The 14,154-nt window shown below is 61.7% G+C and carries 17 protein-coding genes, 1 tRNA gene and 1 pseudogene; 7 read left to right on the top strand and 12 right to left on the bottom strand.

Features of this window, described 5'->3' with window-relative positions; translation table 11 throughout:
* The 5 genes and pseudogenes from FHX10_RS34640 to FHX10_RS34620 all read right to left on the bottom strand — a co-directional run.
* Positions 1 to 104, bottom strand: a pseudogene (locus tag FHX10_RS34640) (electron transfer flavoprotein subunit beta/FixA family protein); the annotation flags it as partial.
* A 186-nt stretch (positions 105 to 290) separates the two neighbouring features.
* Positions 291 to 1,076 carry a rhomboid family intramembrane serine protease gene (locus FHX10_RS34635; RefSeq protein ID WP_063476299.1) on the bottom strand — a complete coding sequence of 262 codons (786 nt, stop codon included), beginning with the start codon at positions 1,074 to 1,076 and terminating at the stop codon, positions 291 to 293.
* A 28-nt stretch (positions 1,077 to 1,104) separates the two neighbouring features.
* Complete coding sequence (locus FHX10_RS34630; protein WP_028757254.1) at positions 1,105 to 1,683, bottom strand: cob(I)yrinic acid a,c-diamide adenosyltransferase; 579 nt, start codon at positions 1,681 to 1,683, stop codon at positions 1,105 to 1,107.
* Positions 1,684 to 1,703: 20 nt separating this feature from the next.
* Positions 1,704 to 1,907 carry a twin transmembrane helix small protein gene (locus tag FHX10_RS34625; RefSeq protein ID WP_028757255.1) on the bottom strand — a complete coding sequence of 68 codons (204 nt, stop codon included), beginning with the start codon at positions 1,905 to 1,907 and terminating at the stop codon, positions 1,704 to 1,706.
* Positions 1,908 to 1,925: 18 nt separating this feature from the next.
* Positions 1,926 to 2,759, bottom strand: a complete 834-nt coding sequence (locus FHX10_RS34620; protein WP_097545254.1) for an SDR family oxidoreductase — start codon at positions 2,757 to 2,759, stop codon at positions 1,926 to 1,928.
* A 76-nt stretch (positions 2,760 to 2,835) separates the two neighbouring features.
* Between FHX10_RS34620 and FHX10_RS34615 the strand changes: the two genes are divergently transcribed.
* Entirely contained in the window at positions 2,836 to 3,759 is a 924-nt protein-coding gene (locus FHX10_RS34615; protein WP_028757257.1) for a YihY/virulence factor BrkB family protein, read from the top strand.
* On the opposite strand, the gene gluQRS is transcribed toward FHX10_RS34615, so the two are convergent.
* Positions 3,724 to 4,605 carry a tRNA glutamyl-Q(34) synthetase GluQRS gene (gene gluQRS / locus FHX10_RS34610; protein WP_184390802.1) on the bottom strand — a complete coding sequence of 294 codons (882 nt, stop codon included), beginning with the start codon at positions 4,603 to 4,605 and terminating at the stop codon, positions 3,724 to 3,726. The genes FHX10_RS34615 and gluQRS overlap by 36 nt on opposite strands.
* Here gluQRS and FHX10_RS34605 point away from each other — a divergent pair.
* Entirely contained in the window at positions 4,604 to 5,296 is a 693-nt protein-coding gene (locus FHX10_RS34605; protein WP_047619920.1) for a DNA-3-methyladenine glycosylase family protein, read from the top strand. The genes gluQRS and FHX10_RS34605 overlap by 2 nt on opposite strands.
* Positions 5,297 to 5,407: 111 nt before the next feature.
* Complete coding sequence (locus FHX10_RS34600) at positions 5,408 to 5,965, top strand: HNH endonuclease (RefSeq protein ID WP_004671754.1); 558 nt, start codon at positions 5,408 to 5,410, stop codon at positions 5,963 to 5,965.
* 58 nt (positions 5,966 to 6,023) lie between these two features.
* Here FHX10_RS34600 and FHX10_RS34595 read toward each other — a convergent pair whose 3' ends face one another.
* Positions 6,024 to 6,545 carry a disulfide bond formation protein B gene (locus tag FHX10_RS34595; RefSeq protein ID WP_028757260.1) on the bottom strand — a complete coding sequence of 174 codons (522 nt, stop codon included), beginning with the start codon at positions 6,543 to 6,545 and terminating at the stop codon, positions 6,024 to 6,026.
* Positions 6,546 to 6,623: 78 nt separating this feature from the next.
* Positions 6,624 to 7,214 carry a YqaA family protein gene (locus FHX10_RS34590; protein WP_028757261.1) on the bottom strand — a complete coding sequence of 197 codons (591 nt, stop codon included), beginning with the start codon at positions 7,212 to 7,214 and terminating at the stop codon, positions 6,624 to 6,626.
* A 202-nt stretch (positions 7,215 to 7,416) separates the two neighbouring features.
* On the opposite strand from FHX10_RS34590, the gene FHX10_RS34585 reads away from it, so the two are divergent.
* Positions 7,417 to 7,707 (top strand): hypothetical protein, encoded by a 291-nt coding sequence (locus FHX10_RS34585; RefSeq protein ID WP_048338611.1) that lies wholly within the window; start codon positions 7,417 to 7,419, stop codon positions 7,705 to 7,707.
* Between the two features lie 145 nt (positions 7,708 to 7,852).
* On the opposite strand, the gene FHX10_RS34580 is transcribed toward FHX10_RS34585, so the two are convergent.
* On the bottom strand, positions 7,853 to 9,601 hold the full coding sequence (locus tag FHX10_RS34580; protein ID WP_028757263.1) for a cation:proton antiporter: 1,749 nt from the start codon (positions 9,599 to 9,601) through the stop codon (positions 7,853 to 7,855).
* A gap of 202 nt (positions 9,602 to 9,803) precedes the next feature.
* Between FHX10_RS34580 and FHX10_RS34575 the strand changes: the two genes are divergently transcribed.
* Positions 9,804 to 10,088: a hypothetical protein gene (locus FHX10_RS34575; RefSeq protein ID WP_097545256.1), complete on the top strand. Its 285-nt coding sequence runs from the start codon at positions 9,804 to 9,806 to the stop codon at positions 10,086 to 10,088.
* 166 nt (positions 10,089 to 10,254) lie between these two features.
* A complete protein-coding gene (locus FHX10_RS34570; RefSeq protein WP_028757264.1) occupies positions 10,255 to 10,542 on the top strand; it encodes a hypothetical protein in 288 nt (95 codons plus the stop codon).
* Positions 10,543 to 10,744: 202 nt separating this feature from the next.
* On the opposite strand, the gene FHX10_RS34565 is transcribed toward FHX10_RS34570, so the two are convergent.
* Positions 10,745 to 10,829: transfer RNA gene (locus FHX10_RS34565), tRNA-Leu, on the bottom strand.
* 124 nt (positions 10,830 to 10,953) lie between these two features.
* Positions 10,954 to 12,249, bottom strand: coding sequence for an MFS transporter (locus FHX10_RS34560; protein WP_063476301.1), 1,296 nt, complete (start codon positions 12,247 to 12,249; stop codon positions 10,954 to 10,956).
* Positions 12,250 to 12,378: 129 nt separating this feature from the next.
* On the opposite strand from FHX10_RS34560, the gene FHX10_RS34555 reads away from it, so the two are divergent.
* Positions 12,379 to 12,957 (top strand): TetR/AcrR family transcriptional regulator, encoded by a 579-nt coding sequence (locus FHX10_RS34555; RefSeq protein ID WP_028759089.1) that lies wholly within the window; start codon positions 12,379 to 12,381, stop codon positions 12,955 to 12,957.
* Positions 12,958 to 13,055: 98 nt separating this feature from the next.
* On the opposite strand, the gene FHX10_RS34550 is transcribed toward FHX10_RS34555, so the two are convergent.
* Positions 13,056 to 14,036 (bottom strand): aldo/keto reductase, encoded by a 981-nt coding sequence (locus tag FHX10_RS34550; protein WP_063476302.1) that lies wholly within the window; start codon positions 14,034 to 14,036, stop codon positions 13,056 to 13,058.
* Positions 14,037 to 14,154 lie beyond the last annotated feature (118 nt).

Raw genomic sequence — 14,154 nt, 5'->3', positions numbered from 1 at the left:
ATCGACATCTTCACATTGGCAAGCTCGACACCCGTGCCATCCGGACGAACCCGGATCTTCACGTTGTAGTCGACAACCCGTTTGACTGGCACGAGTATCTTCATGGGGTCCTTCCTTCAGGAGAAACTGGCTTCAGAGGCTTTTTTAGAAAATGCGCGCTTGGGCGCCGCTCCGATTGTCGAATGGCGACATGGATACGCGTTTTTCCTCCAAATTCAACGCTTCCATGACGCCGGCAGGCAATTTGCCTCGGCAATATATGGACGTTTACGTTCACGTCAATATAGCTATCAGCGTCGGCCCCAGGGAAAGCGCTGCGCCGTTTGCCCGTCCGTACCGGCCGCGATGGCCGGACCGGCACTGCGGTCGTTTCTCACGGCGCGGGGCGTGACGATCTGCCGGTCGAAGAGCGGTACACCCGGCCGGCGCAACACCAGGATCAGAAGAGCGCCGGCAAGAATGCCGCCGACATGCGCGCCCCAGGAAACGTCGCTATCAGGGGTGATCGCCAGCATGAAGAACTGCTGCCCGATCCACAAAAGCAGCGGAATGAAGGCCGGCAGGGGCAGTGGCACACGGAAGAACACCAGCACCCAGACCCTGACGCGCGGATGCAGCATGACATAGGCGGCAACGACGCCGGAGATCGCCCCCGAGGCGCCGACCAGCGGCGCTTGCGAGGTCATGGTCAGCAGGCCGTGGCAGAGCGCGCCGGCGGCCGCGCAGAGGAGGTAGAAAATCAGGAAACGCAGATGCCCCATGGCATCCTCGACATTGTCGCCGAAGACCCAGAGGAAGATCATGTTGGAGGCCAGATGCCAGAAGCCGGCATGGACGAAGGCATAGGTGAGATAGGTCAGCGGTTCCGGCACGATTTCCAAGCCCGGCGCCAGCACAGCGTCGCCGAAGGCGATCGCCGGGATATAGCCGAGCCCGACAGTTGTCGCCTGGGCTGCCTGTTCGCTCTCCAGGCTGGTCAAAAGCCAGACCGCGATATTCAGTGCGATCAGTGAGAGTGTCACCCACTGGACCTTGATATGTTTCAGCGTATTGGCGTCGTGAAGTGGTATGAACATAAGGCCCCCCGGCGATCGTGCGGCAAGCCTATCTGTTTTTTCCCGGAACCCAAAGCACATCCGCATGGCCGCGGGCATTGGCATGGCGTGCGGCGACGAAGAGAAAATCGGAGAGCCGGTTGACATATTTCATCGCCGCCTCGCTGACGATTTCGCCATCGGTGCGGGCAAGCGCCACCATCAGACGTTCCGCGCGCCGTGCAATCGTCCGGGCAAGATGCAGATGTGCGGCGGCCGGGCTGCCGCCCGGCAGGATGAAGGATTTCAGCGGCTCGAGAGCGGCATTCAGCTGGTCGATATCGCGCTCGACGCGGTCGACCTGCGTCTCGACGATCCGCAGCGGCTCATAGGCCGGCGGCTCACCGGTGTCAGGGGTGGCGAGATCGGCGCCGAGATCGAAGAGATCATTCTGGATCGACATCAGCATGGCGTCGAGTTCGGGCAGGCCTGAAGTGTGCAGCCGCGCCAGGCCGATCGCGGAATTGGCCTCGTCGATCGTGCCATAGGCCTCGACGCGCAGATCGTCCTTTGTCCGGCGCGGGCCGGAAACCAGCCCGGTCGTGCCGTCGTCACCTGTCTTGGTGTAGATCTTGTTGAGTTTGACCACGGTTCCCCCTCAAAGCGCCGTCAGGTCGGGCGGCCGCCGCCGGTCAGCCAGAGCGTTATCATGATCAGGACGACGGCGATCGCCTGCAACAGGACGCGAAGCTGCATCAGCTTGTTGGAGCGGTTGGCATCGCCGCCCTTCATCATGTTGAAGAGACCGCGAATCAGCACCAGGGCGACGGCGCCCATAACGATGATCGCGAGGACATAGGTGAACGTGGACATGGCACTCAGCTTTCTCAGTCAGTCCGTCCAGCGCATCAGGCGGTAGAAGAGGTCTGCCGGAAGCAGCCGCTTCAGGAACATGCCCTGCTTAGCCGGAGTCGTTACGGGATAATGTGGTCTTGGATTTTTCGAGTTCAATGCGTGTTTCAATACGGAATAGACCGCCTCCGGGCCGAGTTTATGGCGGTTGACCGGCCCCGATCCGTCGAGCCTTGCCAGTTGTCTGCTGTAATCGACCGCGTGCGGCGAATTGTCGAGGTCGATATTCTCCTTGATCTTTGCAAGCGCGTTGGCGGTGAAACGGGTGGCGATCGGTCCCGGCTCGATCAGGCTCACATGGATTCCGCTGCCCTGCAACTCCATGCGCAGTGTGATGCTGAGGCCTTCGAGCGCGAATTTGGACGCGGTGTAGGCGCCGCGATAGCGATAGGGCACGACGCCGAGGATCGACGAGCATTGGACGATCCGCCCCTCTCCGCGTTTGCGCATCGGCGGAATGACCTGCCGCGTCAGTTCGTGCCAGCCGAAGAAGTTCGCCTCGAACTGGGCGCGCAGCACTGCCGTCGAAAGATCCTCGACGGCGCCCGGCTGGCCGTAGGCGCCGTTGTTGAAGAGCGCGTCGATGCGGCCGCCGCTGCGTTCGAGAACCGCGCCGACCAGGTCGGAAATCGTCTCGGGCCTGGTATAGTCCATCAGGAAGGTCTCTATGCCGTCTGCTTCCAACCCCTTGAGGTCGTCCGGCTTGCGCACCGTCGCGAAGACACGCCAGCCATCGGCTTTCAGCGCCCGCGCGCAATGAGCGCCGATCCCGGACGAACATCCGGTGACGACGATGATGCGCTCTCCCGCCATGGAATGATTCCTGTACAAAATGGGACTCGTTTCCCATATTCGGCCAGAGGATACAATCTGGAAAGCCGGAGACGGAATGCCGAAGGTGCTGCGCACGATCTACGACGTGGTCTATGACGCGATCTGTCACATGATCGAGGATGACGGCTTCGCCATGGCAAGTCACGTGGCACTGTCGAGCCTGCTTGCGGTTTTCCCGTTCCTGATCTTCGGCACCGCGCTTGCAAGCTTCCTCGGCGCCGATCAGTTCTCCTCGACCGCCATCCACCTGATCTTCGACACCTGGCCCGAGGCGATCGCCAAGCCGCTGGCCGACCAGGTGCTGCAGGTGCTGACCATTCCGCGCGGCGGGCTGCTGACGATCTCCGTGCTGGCGGCCGCCTATTTCGCTTCGAACGGCGTCGAGGCGCTGCGCATCTCGCTCAACCGCGCCTACCGGGTGCAGGAGACGCGGCCCTGGTATTTCACCCGTCTCTTCAGCCTCGGCTACGTGTTGATCGCGGTCATCATCTTTGCGGCGATCAGCATTCTGCTCGTCGCCCTGCCGCTGGCGCTCGACTATTCCAGGAAATGGTTCCCTCTGTTTGCCGATACGCTCGACATCGTCTTCAGCTGGCGCATCTACGGCACGCTGGTGGTTCTGACGGTTGGACTGCTGGTCATGCATCTCTGGCTGCCGGCCGGCAAACGACGGGTCTTCGACGTTATTCCGGGCGTTTTGCTGACACTGCTTCTGTGGCTCGCCGGCGCACTGATCTTTGCCTACTACCTGGCGACCTTCGCCAATTATACGGCAACTTATGCCGGTCTGGCCTCCGTCATGATCGTGTTGATCTTCCTCTACATGGTCGGCGTCATCTTCATCATCGGGGCGGAGATCAATGCGGCGCTGATCAAGTTCCGCGTCTTCCGAATGTTTTCCCATACGCTTTCGATCGTCGGCAGAGAGCGTGTCGAAAGGCCATCAGAGCCCGACAAGACGGCGAATATCCGCTCCTGACATGCCTTGGGCGCGCAATTCGCCAAGCCCGGTGTCGCCTTCGCTTTTCGAAAGTTTGCGGCCGTCGGCGCCGAGAATGAGGCGATGATGGTGATAGACCGGCTGCGGTAGCCCGAGCAGCACCTGCAGCAGCCTGTGCACCGATGTCGCATGGAAGAGGTCGAGCCCCCGCACGACATGGGTGACGCCCTGCAGCGCATCGTCAACGACCACGGAAAGATGATAGCTCGATGGCGCATCCGAGCGCGACAGGATGACGTCGCCCCAGACGCCGGGCTCGGCGGCGATTTCGCCAGTCCTACCGTCGCCGGTTTCAGTCCAGAACAGCAGCTGACCGATCAGGTCGAGCGCCGTGCGCATATCGAGCCGCCAGGCATGTTTCCTCCCCGCGGTCAGCATCTCCTGCCATTCGTCTTTCGGCCGGTCGCGATCACCTGCCGGATAATGCGGAGTACCGTCTGGATCGCGTGGCCAGGATTCTCCCGCCGCCTCGTAGGCCGCGACGCGCGCCTTCACCTCGCTGCGCGTCAGGAAGGCCGGGTAGACCAGACCGCGCTCGATCAGCGCATGCAATGCTGCCTGATATTCGGGCAAATGTTCCGACTGGCGCCGCACCGGGCTTTCCCAGCGGATATCAAGCCAGTCGAGATCTCTGTGGATGCCGGCCTCGAACTCGGGCGTACAGCGTGTCTGGTCGATATCCTCGATGCGGAGCAGCAGGCGGCCTTGTTCAGCCCGCGCCATGTCGTGGTTCAGAAGCGCCGAGAGGGCATGGCCGAGATGCAACGCCCCGTTGGGACTCGGCGCAAAGCGAAAGACGGGTTTTTGACGCTCACTCGTGGTCATGCTTTCTTCTGCCATGGATTCGGCTTTTGAACCACTGCGAGGCAATGTGCAGATCATCCGCAACGAAGACGACGTCAGGCAGGGGCTCGAAGCATTGCTTCGCCTCGATCCGCGCCTTGCGCCGATCGCAGCGGACGCCGGACCCGTTCCGCTGCGATTGCGCGAACCCGGCTTTGCCGGGCTTGCCCATATCATCGTCTCGCAGATGGTGTCGCGCGCCAGCGCCGACGCGATCTGGCGGCGCATGCTGCCAGCGGATGGTCTTTTGACTGCCGAAGGCTACATGCTTCTTCACGCAGAGGCATGGCGCGAATTCGGCCTGTCGCGCGCCAAGGCCGAGACTCTGTCGCGGATCGCCGAAGCGGTTGCCTCCGGCCGCCTCGATCTCTCCGGCCTCTGCCTGAAGCCGCCGGGCGAGGCGCTTGGCGAACTCACCGCGCTGAAGGGTATCGGCCCGTGGACGGCGGAGGTCTATCTGATGTTTTGCGGCGGCCATGCCGATGTTTTCCCGGCCGGCGATGTCGCACTGCAGAATGCGGTCGGGACGGCATTCGGCCTTGCGGCACGGCCGCAGGCGAAGGCGCTTGCCGAGCTTTCGGAAGTCTGGTCGCCGTGGCGCTCGGTGGCGGCACGGCTTTTCTGGGCCTATTACGCCACGAAAATGCGCCGCGACATGGTGCCGATCGGCTGATCGGCAACACTCTTCATTTTGCCTTTATCCTCTGAATTTATTGGACTTCACAATCCTGTAACAACCGGCCTAATATACAGGTGCAGATGCCGAATCGATCAGGAGAGTCCCTTGACGATTGCAGTCTCCCCGCAGGCCCTGCCGGCGCTCGTCCTGAACGCTGACTACCGGCCGCTGAGTTATTATCCCTTGTCGCTATGGTCCTGGCAGGACGCGATCAAGGCGGTATTTCTCGACCGTGTGAATATCATCGCGGAGTATGAACATTCGGTTTCCTCACCGAGCTTCTCGATGCGGCTTCCGAGTGTCGTGTGCCTCAAGACTTACGTTCAGCCGTCCCGCAATCCCGCTTTCACCCGGTTCAACGTCTTCCTGCGCGACCGGTTCGAATGCCAGTATTGCGGCGCCCATGACGACCTGACCTTCGATCACGTCATCCCGCGCGCCCATGGCGGCGAGACGACCTGGGAGAATGTCGTGGCTGCCTGTTCGCCGTGCAATCTGCGCAAGGGCAGCAAGCTTCCCAAGCAGGCAGGCATGTTCCCGGCGCAGAAGCCCTACCAGCCGACGGTGCAGGATCTGCACAATAACGGCCGGCTGTTCCCGCCGAACTATCTGCATGACAGCTGGCTCGATTATCTCTACTGGGATACCGAACTGCAGCCGTGATCGAGTTGCTTACAGCACGGCGTCCTTCGGAGGCACAGAGAACGGCCGACTTAAGGGATTATGCAGAGGCAGCCCTGCGAACGCCTGCAAAGGCGAAGGCTGCGAGCAGAATTCCGGCAATCACGTTCCAGCCTGCAAAAGACAGGCCGAGCACCCGCAGCGCCGCATCGGTGCAGGACGGGCCTTTGATGGTGTTGAGTTCGCCGAGCAGATCGCCGGCATTGGTCGTCATGCTGCTTGCCGTGGTCGAGCAGGTGGCCGGCCCCGGCCAGAAATGCCATTCGACGCCAGCGTGATAGACACCCATGCCTGCCGTGACCAGCATCAGGATGCCGGCCGCCAGGATGAGCGCGCGGGTGATCCAGTTCGGCAGGCCGACGAGCTCGGAGATTGCGGCGAGAATCGCGATCGGGACGGCGTAATAATAAGGCTGGCGCTGCAGCAGGCAGAGCGCGCAGGGAATATAGCCGCCGATATATTGGAAGCCCAGCGCCGTGCCGACGACGGCCGCCATGCCGATCGCGAGCAGCAGGGAATAGGTAAAGCCGGGGCGGGTGAGCGGCGAGGAAGTGGCAGTCATGGCGGAACTCCGCAAAGTTGGTAAAGCCTGAGATGCGGATTCAGATTTTAGGCCTGTTCGGCCGAAAATCATCCTGTTCTAGTGAGCGAGATAGCGGTAGGCGGGATATAACACGATCACGGCGGCGGCACCGACGCTGACGATCTGGCCGAGGCGCTTCTCGATGAAATGGCGGATCGGCTCGCCGTAACGGCGCAGCAGCCAGGCGAGGAAGAGGAAACGCGCGCCGCGCGCGACGATCGCCGAGACGACGAAAAGCCCCAGATTGACGTGGATGACGCCGGACAAAATCGTGACGATCTTGATTGGCGGCAGATGCGCGAGACCCGAAGTGACGAGCAGCAGCAGGATCCACTCGTAGGTGACATAGGCCTTCATCTGCTCGAAGGCGTCGAGTTTGCCGTAGAATTCGAGAACCGGCCGCGCAACCGTTTCATAGGCGTAAAAGCCGAGCGCCCAGCCGGCGATGCCGCCGAGCACGGAGGCGACGGTTGCAATCAGCGCATAGCGGTAGGAGCGTTCCGGCCTCGAAAGCGCCATCGGCAGGAAGAGCACATCGGCGGGGACGAGAAAGACGGAGCTTTCGACGAAGGCGATGACGGCGAGCCAGACTTCGGCCGATTTGCGCGAGGCCAAAGACATGGTCCAGTCGTAAAGTCTGCGGAGCATTCCGTTTCCTTCCTGTTGCGGTGCAAAAGCTTTAGGGGCCGTGCGCGGTGCTGTAAATGCTCGCCCGTGTCCTTCCTGCCACCGCCGTCCAAAAATTTTCGTGATGCGGCGCATCCGCGCCTCTCTCGAGATTTCATGGGATTGCGAATCGGCCATTCTGCGGCAAGCTGTATTAGAGCATAGGGTCGACGTGCAGGGTGGCATGAGAATGTTCGAAGTGATCGAAGGCGGCCGTGGGCAGGCCGTGCAAATGGATGACCGGTCCGAAAAGGGGCGCGGACCGAGCAGAGACGATGTACGCCAGGAGGCTGCGCGGCGGCTGAGCGCCAGCGGCTGTCATCTGTCCCGCATCCGGGAGTTTGCGACCGGCGCGCCGATGCTGGCGTCTCTCAAATACTTGTCGCTACAGATCGATTTCGCGGCCGAGACATTGTCGCGCCTCGATCCGATCCCGGAGGATTTCCGTGCCGATGGCTATTGGCCGGCGGTCTAAAGCGCGTCGCAATCCTCAGATTCGCTTGCGATTTAGATGTTTGCTTTTACGCATGTCGGAATCGCAAAACCGCTGCTCAGTTTTGCGCGACCTACTCTAGGCAATCACGCTATCGCGCTCCCGCGAGAAATGCGGCGGTGTTTGCTCAGGACAGGTCCATCGACTTTTCCCATTGCTGGCGCAGGACGTTCATCTCCGTGCGCTTCTGGGCCATTTCGCTGACGGCGGCGCGCAGATTGGGATGGTGTGACATGAACATGTTAAAGTCTCGCCGCTCGAGCACCTCGAACTGGCAGAAATCGACGGCAATGACGTCGGCGGTGCGTCGTCCGCCGGTGAGAAGCGCCATTTCGCCAAAAAAGGCGCCCGGTTCCAGGCGGATCGCACCGCTGGCGAGCCGCACCTCCACCGCTCCCGAAGAGATGAAATACATGCTGTCGCCGCGGTCGCCGCGGCGAATGACGCGTTCGCCGGGAGGGGCGGACTTTGCCTTGAAGAGCAGCAGCAGCTCCTCTTGCGCGTCCTCGCTGACCTCGGAGAACAACGGGAAAGTTTCGATCAACTGCTGCATCTTCAACTGATGCTGACGCTCGCGCTCCTCGCTGAGCGCCCTGATCTTTTCCAGTTCCTTGCCGAGCGCTTTCTGCCTCTTTCTGCCGTAATTTTCCCAAAGGGAGGGCCATGTCGAATGGATATATTTCTTCAGTCCGTCGGTCGCCAGGATCACGATCGGGTTCAGCGTAATCGACAGGATTGCGGCGGCAAGGATCAGATCCTGGCCCTCATGCGGCAGAAGCCCGAGCGACACGCCGAGACCGGCGAGGATGAAGGAGAATTCGCCGATCTGGGCGAGGCCGCCGGCCAATGTCAGCCCCAGGCCGATCGGATATCTGAGCAGGATAACGATGAGGAAGGTGATGATGCCCTTGCCGAGGATGACCAGCGCCAGCGCGCCGATCACGGCCAGCGGCTGGCGCACCAGGATCGAGGGGTCGAAGAGCATGCCGACGGAGACGAAGAACAGCACGGAGAAGGCATTCTGCAGCGGCAGCGAATCGGCGGCCGCCCTGTGGCTGAGCTGGGATTCGCTCATGACGACACCGGCAAAAAATGCGCCGAGTGCAAATGAGACGCCGAAGATCGCCGCCGAGCCGAAGGCGATGCCGAGCGCGATCGCCAGGACTGTCAGCGTGAACAGCTCACGCGAGCCGGTGCGGGCGATCATCGTCAGCAGCCAGGGCACGATGCGAGGGCCGAGGAAGATCGCCATGGCGGCGAAGGCCGCCACCTTCAACAGCGTCAGGCCGATCGTCAGCACCAGCGGCAGGTCGCCGAGGCCGTGGTTGGTCGTATCGGCGGCGTTGCCACCCAGAAGCTCTGCGAGCGCCGGCAGCAGCACCAGCGCCAGCACCATCACCAGATCCTCGACGATCAGCCAGCCGACGGCGACGCGTCCGCTTGGCGCGTTGACGAGATTGCGCTCCTCCAGCGCCTTCAAGAGAACGACGGTGCTCGCCACCGACAGGCTGAGGCCGAGGACGATGCCGGCGCCGAGGCTCCAGCCCCAGAGTTGGCAAAGGCCGACGCCGAGCAGGGTGGCGAGAATGATCCGTCCGATCGCCCCCGGCACGGCGATGCCGCGCACGGCGAGCAAGTCGGAGGCGGAAAAATGCAGGCCGACGCCGAACATCAAAAGGATGACGCCCATTTCGGCGAGCTGACCGGCAAGGGCGGTGTCGGCGACGAAGCCCGGGGTGAACGGCCCCATCAGGATGCCGGCCATCAGGTAGCCGACGAGCGGCGGCAGCCGGAGCCGATCGGCGCCGTAGCCCAGGATCGCGGCGAAAACAAAACTGACGGCAACCGTCGCGATGAGTCCTACTTCCTGATGCACGTCCGCCCTCTCTATTTGTAGCGGCGGCCACTTTGGACGAAGCGCAAGCAAAATTAAACAAGTGATTTGAGCGGTGAGGCCCCCTCACTCATAGTTCTGGCCCGCCAGATGCAGACGTTGTCTGCGGCACGGCCGGGCCGTCACAATGTTGGAACCACTTGCGGCTTGCCTCGTTGCCCTTTCATCAAGAAAGGAGAACGACATGCGGAAGATTATCCTGAACTGTACTGTGGCGGCCCTTGCCGCCTGCTCGTTTGCAGCGCCTGTTCTTGCCGATAACGTCTATGTCAGGGAGCGTTCCTATGATGACGGCTATCGTCACGAGCGGGTACGACCTGGAATTACCATCAGCGAGCGAGGCGTCACTTTTGGTGCCGTGCGCGAACGTGAGCACCGCCGCTACCGCGATAGTGGCTGCGAAACCAGGAGCGTCACGCGCCAGACCGATGAAGGCGAGGTCACCAAGACGGTCCGACGCTGCAATTAACGAGACATACGCTACAAGGGCGAAGCCCGGTTCCCACGAGCCGGGTTTTCGCCTTTTGTGGCGCGACTGTCTGAATGGGTGGTGGAAGTGGTCCGTCGGTGTTATGAGCACGCCTTTGGTAAAAGCGCGTTCCCAGCGCAAATACCTCCCGCACAGGATTTTTACTATGATTGAGCTTACCCCGTCCCAGATCGCCGCACTCAAACTCGCCAGGGATGGAGATCTCTATCCTCAGCCAGCCAACAAATGGACGCACCAGAACGCGCAGGTGACTTACGCAAAAACCGACCGTTGGAAAGAGCGGCCGCAGAAAATCAAATCAGTCACTGCCAAGACGCTGGGTGAATTGAAGGAGCCGGGTTTCCTCGAGCGGCGGCATCTGGACGACGACGTCTCAAAAGACGTCTACGGCATCACCATGGCCGGCAAAATGTGGCTGTTGAAGAACAAGTAGGCTTCACCCGCAGGCGAATTTTGCTCCGTAGTCCCGTATCAGGTCTCCTGAGGCAGGGCTACGCGAAGCGATTTGAGATGATGGTGCAGCTAGCCGGAGCATTGTCGAACCAGTCCGCCTTCGTTCCTGACGGAACTACGGCGCGACAACCCTTCGCTTAGCTGCTCTTCGGCCTGCCGAGCCGAAGTTCGCAGAGCGTAGGTGGTGCCCCATGCCGGGGTCGAACCAGCACTTCTTTCGAAACTCGATTTTGAGTCGAGCGCGTCTACCAATTCCGCCAATGGGGCAACGGATACGAACGGGCGGCTGTCTAACATGCGAGCGCCTGCGCGCGCAAGACGGGCAAGCGAAGTTATCAGACCGATCCGGTGGAGAGACCCGGCCTCGTTTCGAGGCCGGGTCCGGTCGATATCAATGGGCTGCAGCGGGGGCCGGGCTGCTGAGGCCGGACTTCTTCAATGTGATCGCCAGGATCGAGGCCAGCAGGCAGAAGGCGCCGGCGACGAAGAAGGCGGGCAGATAGCTCGAAAGCTCCGTGCGCGAGAGGCCGGCGCCATAGGCGGCGGTGGCGGCTCCCAGCTGATGGCCGGCAAAGACCCAGCCGAAAACGAGGCCGACCTTTTCGCGGCCGAAGCGGTCGGCGGCGATCTTGACGGTCGGCGGCACGGTGGCGATCCAGTCAAGGCCGTAGAAAATGGCGAAGATGGAAAGGCCGTAAAAGCTGAAATCACTGAAGGGCAGGTAGAGCAGCGAGAGGCCGCGCAGGCCGTAATACCAGAACAGCAGCCAGCGATTGTCGAACCGATCGGAGAGCCATCCGGAGCCGATCGTGCCGAAGAAATCGAAGATGCCCATGACGGCGAGCACGCTGGCGGCGGCCACGGGCACGATGCCGAAATCGCCGCAGAGGGTGACGAAATGGGTCTGGATCAGGCCGTTGGTGCTGAGGCCGCAGATGAAGAAGGTGGCGAAGAGGATCCAGAAGGTCGAGGTCTTCGAGATTTCCCTGAGGACGGTGATCGGCGTCATCAGCGCGACGCCGAGCGAGGTGGCTGCCGGCGGCGGCGTCACCTGCGTTTCGCCGAGAGCCGGCAGGTTGAGGTCGGCCGGGCGGTCGCGCATGAAGGCGAGCACCGCAAGGGCTGCGACCATGATCATGGCGCAGACGAAAAACACCGTCGAGCGCCAGCCGTAGCGTTCCGTCAGCTCGGCCATCAGCGGCAGAAAGACGAGCTGGCCGGTGGCCGAGCTTGCCGAAAGCATGCCGACGACGAGGCCGCGATGCCTGGTGAACCAGCGGGAGGAGATCGTCGCGGCGAGCACCATGGCTGTCAGACCGGTGCCGAAGCCGACGACGATGCCCCAGAGCAGCAGCAACTGCCACAGCGTGGTCATGAACAGCGAACCGATGAAGCCGGCGCCGATCAGGGCGAGCGCGAAGACGATGACCTTGCGCACGCCGAAATAATTCATGAAGGCGGCGGCGAACGGACCCATGAAACCGAACAGGATCAGACGGATCGCCAGCGCCGAGGAAATCTGCGAGGTCTCCCAGCCGAACTCGTCCTGCAGTGGCTTGATGAGAACGCCGGGTGCGCCCATGGCGCCGGCGGTGACCAGCATGGTGAGGAAGGTCGCGGCAACGACGACCCAGCCGTAATGGATGTTGCGCCGGGCAAGGGTGGAGGCGAGGGCTGTGGAAACCATGGGCAAGATTCCGTTCGAATTCAGGTTCGCGAAAGTACAGGACCGATTTACATGATGGTCATCATATTTCTTGCGTATTGATGATGGACGTCATATATTTTGTCAAGCGACTATTTCTGGAGACGAAAAATGCGGGTCAGCCGCGAGAAATTTGCCGAAAACCGCGAAAAGATCCTGAGCGTTGCGGGCGTGCTTTTCCGCGAGAACGGTTTCGACGGGGTCGGCGTTGCTGACATCATGAAGGCGGCGGGGCTGACGCATGGCGGCTTCTACGGTCATTTCAGTTCGAAGGACGATCTGGCGCTCGAGGTCAGCCGCAAGCTGATCGACAGAGTGGAAACGCGGTGGAAGGAGCACATCGCCGAATCGCCGGACCGGCCGCTGGCAGCACTTCTCGACCATTATATTCACTGGCGCACGGTCGACGATCCGGGTGGCAGCTGCGTCTTCGCAACGCTGATCCAGGAGGTGAGCCGCAGCCGGGGGGCTGTCCGCGCGGTCTTCAGCGACGGGCTGTCCGTGCTGGTCGACACGCTCGCCGATATCGTTCCCGGCGAGACTGAAGAAGAACGCCGGGCCAATGCCGCGACGACGCTCTCGTCGATGATGGGCGCCGTCATTCTTGCCCGCGCGGTCGAGGATAGGGCGCTTGCCGAGCAATTTCTGGTGACGATGCGCCGGCAGCTCGACCCCGGCAGCCGGATGTAAGATCGGTCGTGGAATAGTCATAATGCCGATCTCCCTCTCCGCGCGGGCGCGTAGAGGGATCTGCCTCGCTCATGCCTGCTGAGAAGTCGGCCGGCTGACTACTTGAAGCCGGCGACGGCGTGCGGGATGTAGGGTGCTTCCAGTGTCGCGATTTCCTCGGGGGTAAGCTTGACCAAGAGCGAGGCAACGGCGTCCTGCAAATGGTTCGGTTTCGAGGCACCGATGATCGGCGCGGTCACCGCGCTCTTCTGCAGGATCCAGGCGGTTGCGACCTGGGCGCGGGAGATGTTGCGGGTCCTGGCGATCTCGGCCACCGCCTCGACGATTCTGCGGTCGGCATCGATGGACTGGGTGTAGAGCGTCTTGCCGAATTCGTCGGTTTCGCTGCGTGCCGTCGTCTCGTCCCAGTCGCGGGTCAGGCGGCCGCGGGCCAGCGGGCTCCAGGGGATGACGGCGATCTTCTGATCCTCGCAGAGCGGCAGCATTTCGCGCTCTTCCTCGCGGTAGAGCAGGTTCAGGTGGTCCTGCATGCTGACGAATTCGGTCCAGCCGTTCAGCCTGGAGACGTAGAGCGCCTTGGCGAACTGCCAGGCATACATGGAGGAAGCGCCGATATAACGCGCCTTGCCCGATTTGACCACGTCGTGCAGCGCTTCCAGCGTTTCCTCGATCGGCGTCGTATAGTCGAACCGGTGGATCTGGTAGAGATCGACATAGTCGGTGCCGAGGCGACGCAGACTGTTGTCGATCTCGTCGAAGATCGCCTTGCGTGACAGGCCGGCGCCGTTCGGGCCCGGCCGCATGCGATTGAACACCTTGGTCGCCAGCACGATATCCTCGCGTTTGGCGAAATCTTTGATGGCGCGGCCGACGATCTCCTCCGAGGAACCGTTGGAATAGGTGTTGGCGGTGTCGAGGAAATTGATGCCGAGGTCGATTGCCTGCCTGATCATCGTCCGGCTTTCGTCTTCCCTGAGGCTCCAGGCATGATTGCCGCGGCCGGGATCGCCGAAGGTCATGCAGCCCAGGCAGATTTTCGACACTTCCAGTCCGGTCTTCCCAAATTTTGCGTATTCCATGAAACGGCTCCGTGATGAATTGGTGGCCCCCGGCGGCTTCCATGATCTAGTGCGAAAGCCGGCAAAGTCGCAGGGCACCTGGCGAAGAATCCGTTCTGCCATGCGTGCAACTATGCGT

It is taken from the genome of Rhizobium sp. BK591 (assembly GCF_014195045.1).
Lineage (GTDB): Bacteria > Pseudomonadota > Alphaproteobacteria > Rhizobiales > Rhizobiaceae > Rhizobium > Rhizobium anhuiense.
The sequence above is the reverse complement of the archived record's forward strand: the minus strand, read 5'-3'. Positions and strand labels throughout refer to the sequence as shown.

Excerpts from the sequence above, each read along its gene's own strand:
- FHX10_RS34635 (WP_063476299.1), bottom strand. The coding sequence starts at position 1,076 with ATGTTCATACCACTTCACGACGCCAATACGCTGAAACATATCAAGGTC.
- FHX10_RS34605 (WP_047619920.1), top strand. The coding sequence starts at position 4,604 with ATGCTTTCTTCTGCCATGGATTCGGCTTTTGAACCACTGCGAGGCAAT.
- FHX10_RS34570 (WP_028757264.1), top strand. The coding sequence starts at position 10,255 with ATGATTGAGCTTACCCCGTCCCAGATCGCCGCACTCAAACTCGCCAGG.
- FHX10_RS34615 (WP_028757257.1), top strand. The coding sequence starts at position 2,836 with ATGCCGAAGGTGCTGCGCACGATCTACGACGTGGTCTATGACGCGATC.
- FHX10_RS34585 (WP_048338611.1), top strand. The coding sequence starts at position 7,417 with ATGAGAATGTTCGAAGTGATCGAAGGCGGCCGTGGGCAGGCCGTGCAA.
- FHX10_RS34595 (WP_028757260.1), bottom strand. The coding sequence starts at position 6,545 with ATGACTGCCACTTCCTCGCCGCTCACCCGCCCCGGCTTTACCTATTCC.
- FHX10_RS34550 (WP_063476302.1), bottom strand. The coding sequence starts at position 14,036 with ATGGAATACGCAAAATTTGGGAAGACCGGACTGGAAGTGTCGAAAATC.
- FHX10_RS34590 (WP_028757261.1), bottom strand. The coding sequence starts at position 7,214 with ATGCTCCGCAGACTTTACGACTGGACCATGTCTTTGGCCTCGCGCAAA.
- FHX10_RS34555 (WP_028759089.1), top strand. The coding sequence starts at position 12,379 with ATGCGGGTCAGCCGCGAGAAATTTGCCGAAAACCGCGAAAAGATCCTG.
- FHX10_RS34575 (WP_097545256.1), top strand. The coding sequence starts at position 9,804 with ATGCGGAAGATTATCCTGAACTGTACTGTGGCGGCCCTTGCCGCCTGC.
- FHX10_RS34560 (WP_063476301.1), bottom strand. The coding sequence starts at position 12,249 with ATGGTTTCCACAGCCCTCGCCTCCACCCTTGCCCGGCGCAACATCCAT.
- gluQRS (WP_184390802.1), bottom strand. The coding sequence starts at position 4,605 with ATGACCACGAGTGAGCGTCAAAAACCCGTCTTTCGCTTTGCGCCGAGT.
- FHX10_RS34625 (WP_028757255.1), bottom strand. The coding sequence starts at position 1,907 with ATGTCCACGTTCACCTATGTCCTCGCGATCATCGTTATGGGCGCCGTC.
- FHX10_RS34620 (WP_097545254.1), bottom strand. The coding sequence starts at position 2,759 with ATGGCGGGAGAGCGCATCATCGTCGTCACCGGATGTTCGTCCGGGATC.